Annotated in this window: 10 protein-coding genes; 5 read left to right on the forward strand and 5 right to left on the reverse strand. The window is 42.5% G+C overall.

Annotation, left to right across the window (positions count from 1 at the left end; all coding sequences use genetic code 11):
• Nucleotides 1-15: 15 nt before the first annotated feature.
• Genes GJU40_RS07865 through GJU40_RS07875 form a run of 3 tightly spaced genes read right to left on the reverse strand, consistent with a single transcriptional unit; the run spans nt 16 to nt 3689 of the window.
• Complete coding sequence (locus tag GJU40_RS07865) at nt 16-1365, reverse strand: UDP-glucose dehydrogenase family protein (protein ID WP_154307201.1); 1350 nt, start codon at nt 1363-1365, stop codon at nt 16-18.
• A 28-nt stretch (nt 1366-1393) separates the two neighbouring features.
• On the reverse strand, nt 1394-2287 hold the full coding sequence (galU, locus tag GJU40_RS07870; RefSeq protein WP_154307202.1) for a UTP--glucose-1-phosphate uridylyltransferase GalU: 894 nt from the start codon (nt 2285-2287) through the stop codon (nt 1394-1396).
• A gap of 37 nt (nt 2288-2324) precedes the next feature.
• Nucleotides 2325-3689: a glycosyltransferase gene (locus tag GJU40_RS07875; protein ID WP_281350676.1), complete on the reverse strand. Its 1365-nt coding sequence runs from the start codon at nt 3687-3689 to the stop codon at nt 2325-2327.
• A gap of 718 nt (nt 3690-4407) precedes the next feature.
• Between GJU40_RS07875 and GJU40_RS07880 the strand changes: the two genes are divergently transcribed.
• The 4 genes from GJU40_RS07880 (at nt 4408) to trhO (ending at nt 9894) form a co-directional block, all read left to right on the forward strand.
• Nucleotides 4408-5100: an ABC transporter ATP-binding protein gene (locus tag GJU40_RS07880; protein ID WP_212029811.1), complete on the forward strand. Its 693-nt coding sequence runs from the start codon at nt 4408-4410 to the stop codon at nt 5098-5100.
• The gene (locus GJU40_RS07885) at nt 5097-7409 is read left to right on the forward strand and encodes an ABC transporter permease (protein ID WP_154307204.1); all 2313 of its coding nucleotides are present in this window, start codon (nt 5097-5099) and stop codon (nt 7407-7409) included. Before GJU40_RS07880 ends, GJU40_RS07885 begins: the two co-directional genes overlap by 4 nt.
• A gap of 14 nt (nt 7410-7423) precedes the next feature.
• On the forward strand, nt 7424-8584 hold the full coding sequence (locus tag GJU40_RS07890; RefSeq protein ID WP_154307205.1) for an MGDG synthase family glycosyltransferase: 1161 nt from the start codon (nt 7424-7426) through the stop codon (nt 8582-8584).
• Nucleotides 8585-8991: 407 nt separating this feature from the next.
• Nucleotides 8992-9894, forward strand: coding sequence for an oxygen-dependent tRNA uridine(34) hydroxylase TrhO (gene trhO, locus GJU40_RS07895; protein ID WP_154307206.1), 903 nt, complete (start codon nt 8992-8994; stop codon nt 9892-9894).
• Nucleotides 9895-9990: 96 nt separating this feature from the next.
• On the opposite strand, the gene GJU40_RS07900 is transcribed toward trhO, so the two are convergent.
• Both GJU40_RS07900 and GJU40_RS07905 read right to left on the reverse strand, forming a co-directional pair.
• Nucleotides 9991-11475, reverse strand: coding sequence for a UDP-N-acetylmuramoyl-L-alanyl-D-glutamate--2,6-diaminopimelate ligase (locus GJU40_RS07900; protein WP_154307207.1), 1485 nt, complete (start codon nt 11473-11475; stop codon nt 9991-9993).
• 607 nt (nt 11476-12082) lie between these two features.
• Entirely contained in the window at nt 12083-12631 is a 549-nt protein-coding gene (locus GJU40_RS07905) for a DUF420 domain-containing protein (RefSeq protein WP_154307208.1), read from the reverse strand.
• 275 nt (nt 12632-12906) lie between these two features.
• On the opposite strand from GJU40_RS07905, the gene GJU40_RS07910 reads away from it, so the two are divergent.
• Nucleotides 12907-14067, forward strand: coding sequence for an acyl-CoA dehydrogenase family protein (locus GJU40_RS07910; protein WP_246188309.1), 1161 nt, complete (start codon nt 12907-12909; stop codon nt 14065-14067).
• Nucleotides 14068-15000 lie beyond the last annotated feature (933 nt).

Raw genomic sequence — 15000 nt, forward strand, 5'->3', positions numbered from 1 at the left:
CATAGGTGTATATAGTTAAAAGGACGCAGCGAGAGTTACCTCGAACTCCTTTTCCCTATTAGGGATAACAGGCATGCGGCCAACAGAAACATACTCCACATTGTACTTTTTGACTTCTTTCTCTGTGTAGCAGTTTCTTCCGTCAAATATGATAGGATTTTTCATAAACAGGCTGGAGAGTATAAGTGCTTTTTCAACAATTTCTTTCCAATCTGTTAAAATAAACACAACATCTGCATCCTTTACTGCCTCTTCAATTTGTGCAGCAAACAGAACTCCTTCTGGAAGAATTCTCTGTGCATTTTCTGCTGCCACTGGGTCATATGCTATGATTTCAGCGCCCAGTTCCATCAGCTTTTCAGCCACAGCAATGGAAGCAGCTTCCCTCATATCATCGGTTTCAGGCTTAAACGCAAGGCCGAGAAGAGCAATTCTCTTTCCTTCGAGCGAACCAAGCCTTTCAACCGCTTTTTCAACCAGCACTGTTTTCTGGTTTTCGTTTATTTCCATCACTGAGCGCAGCAGATGGAAATCATGATTCAGCTCTTCGGAGATACGCACTAATGCGCTTGTATCTTTAGGAAAACAAGAGCCTCCATAGCCGATTCCTGCTTTAAGAAACTGTGAACCTATGCGCGCATCCTGGCCCATGCCTTTTGCTACTTCAGCTACGTCTGCACCCACTTTTTCAGACAAGTTGGCAATCTCATTAATAAAGGAGATTTTTGTTGCGAGAAAAGCGTTTGAAGCATATTTAATCATCTCAGCACTGCTGATGCTTGTCTTCAAGACAGGAATGCCGAACGGCTTGTTTATTTCTTCAATGACTGCTGCAGCTTCCGGGCAATCTGCTCCAATGACAATTCTGTCTCCGTAAAAAGCGTCATATACAGCTGATCCCTCGCGGAGAAACTCTGGATTGGAAACCACTTGTACACAATGATTTCCTTCAAGATTGGCAGTTATAAGCTGCTTCACTTTGTGATTTGTCCCAAGCGGCACTGTACTTTTTGTCACAACAACCACGTCTCTGGTAATGTTTCGGCCAATATCTCTCGCAGCTTGATAAACGTAGGAAAGGTTGGCCGCACCATCGCTTCCTTGCGGTGTTCCTACAGCAATATAGACAACGTCAGCTTCTTTTAGGCCGAGTATATGGCTTGTTGTAAAGGAGAGCCGTCCCGCCTCCATATTTTTTACCATTAAATCTCCGAGGCCGGGCTCGTATATAGGCGAAATTCCCTTGCTGAGCATGTCAACTTTCTCAGGATTAATATCGAGGCATGTAACATGATGTCCTACCTCTGAAAGGCAGACACCAGTAACGAGTCCTACATACCCTGTACCAATGATTGATATTTTCATAGCTGATCCCTCCTTTTTTTGTACCTCTTTATACCGTCAGGAAGCTTTCCCGAGCAGTTACTTCCTGCAAATAGCGCTTCACATCGCTGCTTAAATCCTGGCGTTCCAGAGCAAAGTCAATCGTTGCTTTTACAAATCCAAGTTTATCTCCAACATCATATCTTTTGCCTTCAAAATTATAAGCAAGAACCGTTTGTGTTTCATTCAGAATCTTGATGGCATCTGTCAGCTGAATTTCATTTCCGGATCCTGGAGGCAGAGTTTCCAATATCTCAAAAATTTCAGGAGTTAAAATATATCTTCCCATAATGGCATAATCAGAAGGCGCATCTTCGACGGCTGGTTTCTCGACTACGGATGCCAGAGACAATACATTCTCGCTCAGTGTTTCATTTTTAATCGGCGCAATGATTCCATACTTTGAAACTTCCTGATGATCTACCTCCTGCACGCCAAGTACAGAAGATTGATAGTCGTCAAATACTGAAATCAGCTGCTTTAAGCAAGGCTTTTCTGACCTCACAATGTCATCTCCAAGAAGAACGGCAAACGGCTCATTTCCTATGAAGCTGTGTGCACAGTGAATAGCATGGCCAAGCCCGCGCGGTTCTTTTTGGCGGATATAATGGATGTTCACCATATTTGTAATCGATTGAATTTCTTCCAGCATGGAAAACTTTTGTTTTTTCAGCAGGGTTTCTTCAAGCTCGTATGACTTATCAAAATGATCTTCAATTGCTCTTTTTCCCCGGCCGGAAATGACAAGAATATCTTCAATCCCGGATTCAATCGCTTCTTCAACAATATATTGAATTGTAGGCTTATCAACGATTGGAAGCATTTCCTTCGGCTGGGCCTTTGTTGCAGGAAGAAACCTTGTGCCAAGGCCTGCCGCAGGAATAATTGCTTTACGTACCTTCATTTGAAACAACATCTCCCATCTATTTGTTGTAAATCTCTCAGCCTCTAGTTCCCCAAGAAGTAGAGCGAAGAGTCAGCAGCGCCCAGAAACGAAGCGGGCAAAGCAGCACTAGAAATAACAATCCATAAACCGGGGCGAGCAAAAATGTAAACGGCCGCTTATAGGCATAAAAAACATTTCTCGCATAAGCCGAGATAAATACATAAGCCAGGTAATAAATAAGCAGAACCCATGCCATTGTAGTGGACGTAATGTAGATTGCTGTGACAAGAGAGACACCAAAGGCAATCCACAGGAACATTTCGAGCATAACCCAGATGAACACATTCGGCTTTTTCAAGCCAATCTTCGCAGCAATCAAGCTTTCCCTGAAGAATGATTTATTCCAGCGGGACTGCTGCTTTAAAAGTGTACGCAGAGAAGTTGGAGCATCAGTGATACAGCGTGCTGTTGACTGATACAAGGTTTTTCCGTCACGAATCGCATAGTTTGTCAGGCAGCGATCATCTCCAAGCTGCACCTGCTGTCCGAGAAACATTTGATTTCCGTAATGATCAAGGTTTTTCATGATAATTTCTCTCTTATATGCACTGAGCGGTCCGGAGCAGACAAGAACATTGTTTGTAACAGAATGAGCTGCCCTTTCTACGCGGAATGCATTGTCGTAACGCATATCTATCAATCTTGTCAGCAGGTTATCAGTCCGGTTACGGATATTAACATGCCCTGTTGTGGCTGTTACTTCAGGATTGTTGAACGGTTTTAACAATTCACGCACAGCATTCGAGAACACGGTGCAATCCGAATCTACTGTTACAAAAATATCTCCTGTTCCACGCTCAAAAGCATAAATCTGGGCGTGTCGTTTTCCCTGATTTTTAGGAAGGCGGTGTACGATGAGGTTTGGCATCTTGAATCCTGGATTTTCCTGCTCCAGGGCTTTTACAAACGGACCGTTTTCTGCCTTAAGATTTTCTTTCAGCTTTAAAATGGCCTCATATCCGGCAATATCCTTGCTTCCATCATCAATGACAAAAATTTCGTGTACCGGGTAGTCCTGCTTTAATATACTCTCAACTGTTCCCAACACTGCTTCGGGAGCTTCATTATAGGATGGAATCACCACGGTAACCTTCAGATCAGGCGGATCGAGATCCACCTCTTTATATTTAAACGAAAGAAGCATTTTTCCGAGAAGATAAGCAACCATAACAGATCCGTAAATCCCCATTGTCAGATTTAGCTTGTCAGATGCTGTCCAGTTAACCAGGAAAAGACCGGCGACGGTAATAATAAATAAGGTGATAACGAAAGTTTTTTCCTTCATGGATAATTTCTTCTGAGTATGCACTTTCGCAGCACCAGGAATAACTGCAGTAAGATCTTGTTCAGCCTTAGCCATTAGTAGCACTCCTTTCAAAAAGTGAAATGAATTTTTTGTTTTTCATGAGCGGTTGCTTTTCTGACTTTCACCTCTTCATCCCCAACCAGAGGATCAATTTGCAACTTCAGATTAATGAAAATGGTTTGTGACAACAATCTGCCGTTTTACCCGTGCCATTCATACTTCCTTTCAGTCTTCAAAATGAGAATCATTGATACACCAAATATGTAAGCGCTGTAATCCTATATCGGGACTTTATAGTCCTCTCCCCTCCCAATTTCTTATTCCGTCACAATTCTCATACTTAAAAATAGCGGATAAAAGCTGTATTTGTAATACTTCTTTGGGATATACGACTTAAAAATACGGAGAGGAGCATTTTCCTTAAAACTTTTTTGAAATTTTATTAAAAAAATGATTTTTTGGTGAAATTTGAAGGTTCCTGCGGCAGATCATGCAAAAAATAAAGAAAAATATCTAAGTTTTGTCAACTTTTTCGACTTATTTCGCAAGATTCGACATAAAGGGTAGGGATTAACTCACAGGAAGGGGTGTAAACAGGGAAGATAAAACACCGTTTTTTGAAGAACTGCGCATGAATGCCCATGTAAAAGGAAATATAAAAAATTGTTTACTCAGAAATGTCGGAAAAATTCATGTTGCTATATTAGAATATCCCGTGTTATTTATGAGAAATAGCAGAAACTTTTTTACCTATCAGAATAGGAGGATTTTTTTGATACATCTTCAGAACGTAACAAAAATTTATTCAAACGGTCAGCAGCATCAGTATGTTCTGAATTCTATCAGCCTTCAATTTACCGGGAGTGAATTCATCGGCATTGTCGGCCGTTCAGGCAGCGGAAAAACCACTTTGCTCCATATTCTTTCCGGTATTGAATCTCCGTCTTATGGATCCTGCAAAATATTAGGCACAGATTTGTCAACTCTATCAGAAAAAAAATTGAGCAGATGGAGGGCAGAGAATATTGGAATGGTTTTTCAGTCCTTTCACTTACTCCCCTCCCTCTCATTATTGGAAAATGTCATGCTGCCGATGGAGTTTTCGAGCAAGTACAAGCGGAAAGAGCGGAAAGCCAGGGCATTACAGCTGCTGAATTCTGTCGGCTTATCTGAAAAAGCAAATCACTTTCCCGATGGGGTTTCAGGCGGAGAAAAGCAAAGGACTGCGATTGCGAGAGCTCTGGCAAATGACCCACCCCTTCTTTTTGCAGACGAGCCGACAGGCAATCTGGATTCCGAAAATGCAGCAGCTGTGCTGAAGATTTTTTCGGGGCTTGCTAAACAGGGACGCACCATCATCATGGTAACTCATGACCCCGAAGTGCAGAATTACACTTCAAGAACCATCTCTGTCAAAGATGGCTGTGTACTTGATACAAAGGCAGCTGCAGGAGCAGAAGCATGATACCGGTATATTTAAAAAAAGCTTTCCTAGACGCAAGAAAAGAACAAAAGCATTTTCTGCTCATTATGCTTACCATTCTCATATCCATTTCCACTGCAGGATTTCTTTTGAATACCAAATACCTTTTTGAAAACAGTGTGGAAGAAAGCCGGCTGCAAAACAACAATGCTGACTTTACATTCTACACAGAACCATTTCAGCAGCTCCCCGGGCTCCCTGAACAGATAGCAGGATTGAGCGCTTATGAACCTAAATTTCAAACACAAGCAAGAATCAGGACGGAGAAAGGCTTTCAAAATGCTGACATCACTGCTCTTCCTGAAAATGGCAAGTTTGAGATCGATAAAATCCACTGGAAGCCTGCCATACCCTCTGCAAAAGGTATTTTTATCGAAGAGTCTTCTTTTCGGGAGCTTCGACAGCCTAAAGAACTGGAGATCAGCCTGCCCGGCGGAATCACTCATTACCTCCCTGTACTGGGGCAAGTGAAAGATACAAGCAGAATTCCTGCACGCTTTACAGGAACGGTATACCTGTATATGACTCAGGGGGCATTGGAGGATCTCGGGTTATCAGAAACTTATAATAGAGTGGCTGTTACTTTCGAAGAAAATCAGGCATCCCCGGAACAAGTTGTAAAGGCTCTTGAAGAGCAGGGAATACAAGTTTTCCGTTTTGCAGGCAGCGAAGAGCTTTCCTTTATTCGTGAGCGTCTTGCAGGGACAGTTCTGACTTTGTTGATCAGCTTGTGTTTAACAGCAGTATTTCTTTGCTTTTTACTGACGGTGCAGATGTTTTACCGCCTGATTGAAAATCAGCGGCTGGACATTGGAATTCAACGGGCAATTGGAAGCTCTCGCCTACAGATCTTGAGTCAGTACGCAGCTCTTCTTACAGTAATGGGGGCCCTGTTATTCCTTGCTGCAGCTGTCATCAGCTATTATGGTTCACAATTTTCAGCTGCAGTCTTAGCGGAAAACCTGAATTTATTAAAACCTGATGAGCATTATTCCCTGCAAATTCTGCTGCTGATCGGCTTACTCTCCTTTCTCTTCCCTCTCTGTTCTGCCTGCTTCCCTTTAAGCAGCATGCTGAGGCAGCCGGTCCTGCTATTATTGGGAAGCGGACAGGGAGCAGCTGCTCCCCTCAAGAAGAAGAAAGCGAGATCAAGCTTCAGCTTTCGTCTCAGCACTCTTGCAGCACGCAATGCTGCTAGGAAAAAACTTCAATACCTCTTCACAATAACCTTGCTTTCATTTGGAGGAGCGGTAATCATTGCGAGCTTTTCATTGCATCATTCGCTTTCTTCTGTATTAAAAAACATGGAAAACGCCTTTCATTACGAAGCGGAATGGGGAATACGGTCAGAAGCAGGCAGTTCAAGCGCTGCTGAAAGAGCGCTGGCAGCAGTTACAGGTGTCGACAGTACAGAAAGCTGGACAGTCAGAAACACTAAAGTTTCCGAAACACCTGACAATGGAACCAACGTGAATGCCCTGTTTCATGCTGTTCCAGCAGAAAGCACCTTTTTCAGGCCAAACATCATAGAGGGAAACTGGATCAGCGGAAGTACTGGGATTGTGATTAATTCAGATCTTAAGAACAAATTGACCGGCCTTCAAACTGGAGATGAAGTCACCTTAACAATCGGCCAAAGAACTGCCTCCTGGGAAATTGCAGGAATAGCAGAAAGCCACCTGAAAGGACCGGCTGTCTTTTTGTCCAAATCGGAGTATGAAAGCTGGCTGGGAATTTCGCCAGAAAACCGGCTCCTGGTAAAAGCAGATGAAAGAAAAGATGTTGAAAATATCATGATAGATGGAGAACGGGCGCTTCTTTCGGAAGGAATAACGGTGGAACATTCTGATGCAGTCATAGAGATGACCGGACGGCTGGGAGCAGTTATTTCTTATCTTCTATATGGCATCATGGCTGCAGGCTGTTTGTTTTCGCTGCTCGGAATCAGCAACCTAATGATGGCTTTCTCCGCAAATGTATATGACAGGAGAAAAGAGATCGCCATTCTTCAGTCTCTTGGAGCTCCTCATTCTAAAATATACATGTTGTTTACCCTTGAAGCTTTCCTGATATCAGCTTCAAGCTGGCTGGCCGCTTCTGCAGTTTCCGTTCCTATGTTTCTCTATCTCGCAAGAAAGCTGGGTGAAAGTCTGTTTCAGAGTCCCCTTCCACCCCTTTTCTCTCCTTATGGATATAAGATTTGGCTCTTGATCAGCATCCTGATTTGTGTTGCTGCAAGCTTCAAGCCTGTAAGCAGTATTTTCAGACAAGCTTTAAGAAAGCATTTATAGAACGGAGGAAGAAGATGAAGATTTTATTTCTGCCCTTGTTTCATATGCAATCCGGCCACCATAAGAGCTCCGATGTCTTAATGGCTGCCTTTGAGAAAGAATACCCCCAAGCCACTTGCGAGAAAGTCGAGTTTTTAAGCTATTGCAGCCCCCTGATGGAGTCTGCTGTGTCGCAGGGCTATGTATCGTTTATTAAAGCAGTGCCAAAGGGCTACAGCAAATTTTACAAACAGTTTTTTAAACAAGAGTCGCTACTTTTAAAGTTATTTTATGAAATGCTGTTTATCGAGAAAATGGAGCAGCTGCTGCAGAGGAAAAAGCCGGATATAATTGTCTGTACCCACAGCTTTCCCTCTTTTCTCGTGGACAAGCTGAAGAAAAATGGTTTGTGCAATGTTCCTGTTGTGAATGTATATACAGATTTTTTTGTAAACAGTTTATGGGGAGCAGAGTCTGCTGACTTTCACCTTGCTCCGTCAACAGAGTGCAGGGATTTGCTTGCTTCCAAAGGAATTTGTTTCTCCAAGATTCTGGTGACGGGCATTCCTGTGGCTGAACAATTAAAGAAAAAGAAGCAGATATGGAGAAAAAATGATGAAGTTCATGTACTCATTGCAGGCGGAAGCCTTGGTCTGGGCAGCCTGGCTTCTTTCCTGGATACAAGAAGGGGACAGCATGGGGTAAAGTATAAAATTCTTTGCGGATCCAATCAGAAACTGTATCAAACAGTTGCAAATTTAAACAGGGCAGATATTACCCCTCTTTCATATGTAAGGTGCCCGAAAAGGATGAATGATTTGTATGATTGGGCAGATGCCATTATAACAAAGCCCGGCGGAGTTACTATCAGCGAAGCTATGAGAAAATCTGTCCCTATCTTTATTCATTCTGTTCTGCCGGGTCAGGAAGAAAACAATCTCTCCTATCTTACACAGCATGGATTGGCGCATAAGCTCAGCCCCTTTCTGCCATGGGAAGAGCAAATACTGGAACAGCTGATGGATCCTGCTTATCTGTTTACTTACAACAGATCAAGATTGAAATATTTTCAAACGCTCGACATTCAGTCTCCGGGTGAAGCAGTAAATAAGATATATTCATCTCTGTTTCATTCCGCTTCAAAAAAAGATCAGTATCTTAACAGGATCTTTTCCAAAATATACAGCAGCCTTTAAGCGTTGTGATTTCTGCAATTTTTAAAAACATGAAAATAGATGAACAAACAGCCCGTCCCTAAAACGAATATATGTGCCCAAGTAAACAAAAACTTGAAAATTTCATAAAATTCCTTCATGGGTTTCACCAGCCTTTAATTGGTTTACAATAAATTTTATTTCCAGTTAAACATTTCCATTCCCTTTATCGCCAACAATCTGCATGCCTATTCTATAAACAGGAGCAATGTCACATTTACATCCTGTTGATAGTTTTTATATCGGTAACATTTCCCTATTGTTAACAACCTTATAGGTATATTTTCTGGTGTCGGCGTAAGGCTAAATAAGGAAGGAGCACTATGATTTCATTTTCTCCTATTTTTGTTATGATAGGAGAGAACGATTTTTTTAAGGAAGTGTGAATAATGACATATCAAGTACTGCTTTATTATAAATATATTCAGATTCCTAATCCTGACGAATTCAGGGATGAACACTATCAGCTGTGCGAATCTCTTGGTTTAAAAGGCCGTATTCATGTTGCTCAGGAAGGTATTAATGGAACAGTATCAGGTACACCTGATGAAACAGGCGCTTATATGGAATACATGAGAAATCATCCTCTTTTCTCTGATATTGTTTTTAAGATAGAAGAATCTGAAGAACATGCATTTAAAAAACTGAAGATTAAAGTGAAGGATGAGATTGTGAATCTCAGTCTGCCTGATGATGTAAATCCCAATGAGGTAACTGGTAATCACTTGTCTCCTAAAGAGTTTTATCAAGCGATGCAGGAGGAAGATGTGATCATTCTTGATGCAAGAAATACGTATGAGTATGATCTAGGTCATTTCAAGAATGCAATTCGTCCCGATATTGAAACATTCCGCGAGCTTCCTGACTGGGTCAGGGAAAACTTAAGTGAGCACAAAAACAAAAAAATCCTCACATACTGCACAGGAGGCATACGCTGCGAAAAATTTTCGGGCTTTCTGAAGAAAGAAGGCTTTGAAGATGTTTCCCAGCTTCACGGCGGGATCATTTCCTACGGCTACGACCCTGAAGTACAGGGGCGCAATTGGGATGGCAAATGCTACGTGTTTGATGAAAGAATCTCCGTTCCTGTTAATCGCACCGGAGACGCAGAAGTAGTAGGAAAATGCTATTATTGCGCTAATCCCGAAGAGCGCTATGTAAAATGCGGCAATCCTGATTGCAATAAGCATCTTCTGCTCTGTGAAGAGTGTGAGCATGAACATATCCGCTCCTGCAGCGATGAATGTAAAGAGCATCCGCAAAACCGTTATATTAAAGAACATTCCATGTAATAAGTTTATCCCAAAGGGGGTCCCCCGGAAGATTTCCGGGGGACCCCCTTTCTTAGAATTATATTTCAAAAGCAAGACCGGTCCCATAAGCCCGTTTTAATGATAATAAAGTCCGTGTTCCTCAGAATTACGCATATTGCAGAGGAAAGAGACCGTGTCTTTATCATTGTCCGTTCTAAGCTGATAAGAATCCTGGTAAGGTTCAATTCCTTTGCCGGTAATCACAACCCAGTCCCCTTCTTCTGCCTCTGCAATGGCCTTTTGTATGGCCAAAGTCCGATCAGGAAGCACCCTGCCTTTTTCATTGCCAAAAGTGTGCTGTAAACGATTCAGCTCTATTTCCATTGTGTCAGATGGTACCCCGTTTAAATCATCAAGTGTCAGGATATACTGATCACTGATTTGCGCCGATGTCCTGATCATCTCACTTCGTTTGGTTGCATCCCGGTTTCCCCGAAAGCCAAACACATGATGTACTGAATTGGCGCCGCAGGCTTTGGCTGTACGCAGGCAGTTTGAAAGTGCATCGGCCGTATGCGCATAATCAACGATCGCTGTTATATTCTTAGGCAAATGAACTACCTCAAACCGGCCGGGAATATTGCTGAGCCGCTTTAAAGAAGAGATCATCTCTTCCGGACGGAGTCCTGCCTCCTTGCCAAGTGCATAAGCACCAAGGGCGTTGCAGACATTATATCTGCCAGGAAGAAGCATCTGCAGCGAAAGTATCTGCCCCTCGTCCAAAATGCGTGCGGAAGGCTTCATGCTTTCTTCTACATGAAGCAAACGAAGCGGGGCACTTTCATTTTCGCCAAACTCCTGAACAGTTCTGCCTTTTGACTCAACAATTTCTGCCAGCCGCCTGCCCCAGTTGCTGTCTGTGTTAATAACTGCTTTTCCATGTTTCTTCAGCTGATCAAACAATTTCGCCTTTGTATAAAAATAATCCTCAATACCGTTATGATAATCCAGATGATCATGATCAAGGTTCGTAAACAAACAGTAATCAAATTGTATGCCTTCAATGCGGTGCTGCGAAATGCCGTGAGAAGAAACTTCCATAATAACAAAGTCATCATTGCTTGACTTCAGTAAAGAGTTAAGCTCGAGCGGATCGGGAGTTGTATGGGCTGACGGATATTCTTGTCCATTAATTGTGTTGACCACAGACCCAAACAGGGCGCAAGAGTAGCCTGCACTTTCAAGAATATGTTTCACCATATAGGACGTCGTAGTTTTGCCATTTGTACCTGTAATGCCGATCATTTTTAAATCCCTGGAAGGATGACCTGCGAAACTGCTCGCAAGCTGTGCGAACACTTTCCTGCTGTTATCAACTTGTATGTAAGGAACAGGCAGATTGTTCAGACTTCTTTCACCAATCACTAGTGAAGCGCCATTGGCGACTGCTGAGTGTATATAATCATGACCATCTGCAGAGTGCCCTGCAATGGCAACAAATGCATCGCCTGCTTTTAGATTTTTAGAATTTGAAGAAATTCCCAGAGCAGAAACACCTTCAGTTTGTCCGGCTACTGCCTGTATACCGCTGATGTCCCCAAGAAGTTCGGTTATTTTCATGTTGTGTGCCCCTTCGTGGTATTTCCCCTGTTGCTTATAGTCTTTGTTACATTATCCCCAATTACATATTCGTAAACTCTCGTCAATTTTCGACAGTACCTTTGCTTCATTTTTTTTGTGCAGATTATGCTTCAAAGCATTTAGAGGAGAATATGTTTTATTCAAGTCAGACTTTTCCGTCAACATAAATAAACATTAAGGTTGGGAGGCTCGCCACCAGCCACTACACATGGATAAACGGAGGAACTCCGCCTATTCAGAAAAAACGACGAAAATGGACCGGAATAAACGGAAGATTTCCGCCTATGCACCTAATAAACCTTTAAATGGATGATTTTCAGCAGCTTAAGCGGAATTCGCTCCCTTATCTTCTCTAAAAACCGGCAAAATTTGAATTTAACCGGAATTTTTACGCTTTTTATTTCTTTGACAGGATGAGAAAACTCCCTGTGAATTTAATTAAGCGGAAATCTTCCGGCTATTTATCAGTTGAGATACTCTTAACCAGAATCCCCAGCAGGTCTAAAGAAAAGCTTTATTTGACTAACTAAAAAAAGAAAAAGCTGCCGGGAGAAAATCTTTCCCGATAGCTTTTTAGGAACTTAGGTTATCCTCCGTAATAAGGAGAAATCATCAAGTATACAATGACACCTGTAATACTAACATAAAGCCAGATTGGCATAGTCCATCTCGCAATTTTACGGTGTTTTTCCAGCTGATTATTAAATCCTCTTGCAACGGTGGTAAGCACCAGCGGCACATTTACGATAGCCAATAGAATATGTGTAATGAGGATAAAGAAGTACACATAGCGCAGTACGCCGTCTCCCCCGTATCTTGTAGACTCTGTCAGGTAGTGATACGTAACATAAGAGAGCAGAAAGAGCGTAGTTGTTGTAAAGGCTGCAAAAATAAACCTCCGGTGAAGCCTAACATTTCTTTGTTTAATAATAAAATACAATGCTGCCAGCAGGAAGACGAATGTAAAGCTGTTGAAAATGGCATTCAGCCGCGGCAGTATCGTCACATCAAATTCTATGTGGCCGTCATATCCGGGCAGAAAAAATAATATCGCTACAATTGCATTAATTGCAATTGATAGTATAACAATGATTGGCGTAAAATTTCGTTGTTTTATATTTGTTTCAGTATTCATCCAGCATCTCTCCTCTACTCTATTATAGCAAAGGAGCCCAAGAGTGGAAGAGATGTCAACATATTGTCAAATTCCAAATGTTCTCTGGATCATTAAAAGTTATTCAAATAATTTGACAATTAACCCTTTAGGGCTGTAATGTAATAATGCATTAAGCTTTCCCGGAAATGAGAGAAACTGTTCAAAAAAATGAAGCGGACCTGTCCTCTGCTTAAACAATATGAAGAAACATTCTGCGTTGAAAAAGAATTCTACAAGAAATGGAGGCGGTGTGCTTGAGTACCAGACTGCTGAACGATAAACAAGAAAAACTATTAACAAGAGCCAAAAACCTTGCACTTTCCTTCCGAAACAGAGCAGAACATTCTCTCAAGGAGGGCGACTGGCTTGAAGGGAATCTTGAAGATTTAAAAAATGAGGGTTTTTTAGCTCTTACGGTGCCTTCGGAATACGGAGGTGAAGGAATCAACCTTGTTGATTACCTATTGGTGCAGGAAGCGCTCGCTGAAGGAGACGGGGCTACAGCACTGTCAATCGGCTGGCATCTGGGCTGTATATTAGAAGAAGCTGAAGCAAGGTCATGGAATCCTCATACATTTCAGCGACTATGCGAAGATATTGTGAGCTCCAAAAGCTTACTGAATCTGGCCGCTACAGAGCTGGCAACGGGCAGCCCTTCCAGAGGAGGCATGCCAATGACAACAGCCGAAGAAAACAGCGGCGGCTATGTAATCACAGGAAGAAAGTCCTTCACCTCAATGGCTGCAGTACTTGATTATTCTCTGGTTACTGCGCAGATTCACAACAGCGGCAATAAAGGACTGTTCTTGGTTGATCACTCTCTGCCGGGGGTGTCTATTATAGAAACGTGGGACAGCATTGCAATGAGAGGCACCAAGAGCGACGATCTCGAGCTAAACAAAGTTTCCTTGCAGCATGACTCATTGTTAGTAACTGATGACGGCCACGCAAGCCCAAAAGCATGGTACCTTCAAATTCCTGCAGTTTATATCGGCATTGCGAAATCCGCGAGAAATTACGCTGTGGATTTTGCTGCGTCCTATCAGCCTTCAACTTTACCTGGACCTATCATAGATGTTCCTGAAGTTCAAAGAAAAATTGGAGAAATGGAACTTGAACTCTATAAAAGCCGGGAACTTCTTTATTCAGCTGCTGATAAATGGGTGAACTTCCCTGAGTTAAGGGGTAAGATGGGTCCAGAACTTGCAGCAGTGAAGCATATTGCTACAAACAGCGCAAATAAGATTGTCGATCATGCCATGAGGATTGTCGGGGCAAGAAGCCTGTCAGAAAAAAATCCCCTGCAAAGATATTTCAGAGATGTTAGAGCAGGACTGCACAACCCTCCAACAGATGACGCAATCGTTTATATGCTTGCAGGTGCTGCTATCAAGGAAGCGAAGAAAAAGAATTGATTATAAATCAGCGAATTGGTTACATCTATTTAGCAGGCGGGCTGCTCAGCCAAGGCCTCGTCATGTTCAATGGTGACCCAGCTTAGAAATAAGCGGAGCTTTTCCGCTTACTTGCAGAAATGAGCTTTTTTGGGGCTAAATAAGGGCAGCATTTCCGGTTATGCTCCTGAAAAGCCCTGATTTCATGCTGTTTTGAAGCTATAGACGGAATATCTCCGTCTATTCAGGGCTTTTTTTATGATATTTTTCCAATAAGCGGAATTGTTCCGCCTATTTAGCAGGCGGGCTGCTCAGCCAAGGGCCACGTCATGTTCAATGGTGACCCAGCTTCGAAATAAGCGGAGGTTTTCCGCTTACTTGCAGAAATGAGCTTTTTTAAGGCTAAATAAGGGCAGCATTTCCGGTTATGCTCCTGAAAAGCCCTGATTTCATGCTGTTTTGAGGCCATAGACGGAATATCTCCGTCTATTCAGGGCTTTTTTTATGATATTTTTCCAATAAGCGGAATTGTTCCGCCTTTTTAGCAGGCAGGCTGCTCAGCCAAGGGCCTCGTCATGTTCAATGGTGACCCAGCTTAGAAATAAGCGGAGCTTTTCCGCTTACTTGCAGAAATGAGCTTTTGGGGGCTAAATAAGGGCAGCATTTCCGGTTATGCTCCTGAAAAGCCCTGATTTTATGCTGTTTTGAAGCTATAGACGGAATATCTCCGTCTATTCAGGGCTTTTTTTATGATATTTTTCCAATAAGCGGAATTGTTCCGCCTATTTAGCAGGCGGGCTGCTCAGCCAAGGGCCTCGTCATGTTCAATGGTGACCCAGCTTCGAAATAAGCGGAGCTTTTCCGCTTACTTGCAAAAATGAGCTTTTTTAAGGCTAAATAAGGGCAGCATTTCCGGTTATGCTCCTGAAAAGCCCTGATTTCATGCTGTTTTGA

The organism is Metabacillus lacus (assembly GCF_009674805.1).
GTDB lineage: Bacteria > Bacillota > Bacilli > Bacillales > Bacillaceae > Metabacillus_C > Metabacillus_C lacus.

Excerpts from the sequence above, each read along its gene's own strand:
- GJU40_RS07875 (WP_281350676.1), bottom strand. The coding sequence starts at position 3,689 with ATGGCTAAGGCTGAACAAGATCTTACTGCAGTTATTCCTGGTGCTGCG.
- GJU40_RS07900 (WP_154307207.1), bottom strand. The coding sequence starts at position 11,475 with ATGAAAATAACCGAACTTCTTGGGGACATCAGCGGTATACAGGCAGTA.
- galU (WP_154307202.1), bottom strand. The coding sequence starts at position 2,287 with ATGAAGGTACGTAAAGCAATTATTCCTGCGGCAGGCCTTGGCACAAGG.
- GJU40_RS07865 (WP_154307201.1), bottom strand. The coding sequence starts at position 1,365 with ATGAAAATATCAATCATTGGTACAGGGTATGTAGGACTCGTTACTGGT.
- GJU40_RS07905 (WP_154307208.1), bottom strand. The coding sequence starts at position 12,631 with ATGAATACTGAAACAAATATAAAACAACGAAATTTTACGCCAATCATT.
- trhO (WP_154307206.1), top strand. The coding sequence starts at position 8,992 with ATGACATATCAAGTACTGCTTTATTATAAATATATTCAGATTCCTAAT.
- GJU40_RS07890 (WP_154307205.1), top strand. The coding sequence starts at position 7,424 with ATGAAGATTTTATTTCTGCCCTTGTTTCATATGCAATCCGGCCACCAT.
- GJU40_RS07885 (WP_154307204.1), top strand. The coding sequence starts at position 5,097 with ATGATACCGGTATATTTAAAAAAAGCTTTCCTAGACGCAAGAAAAGAA.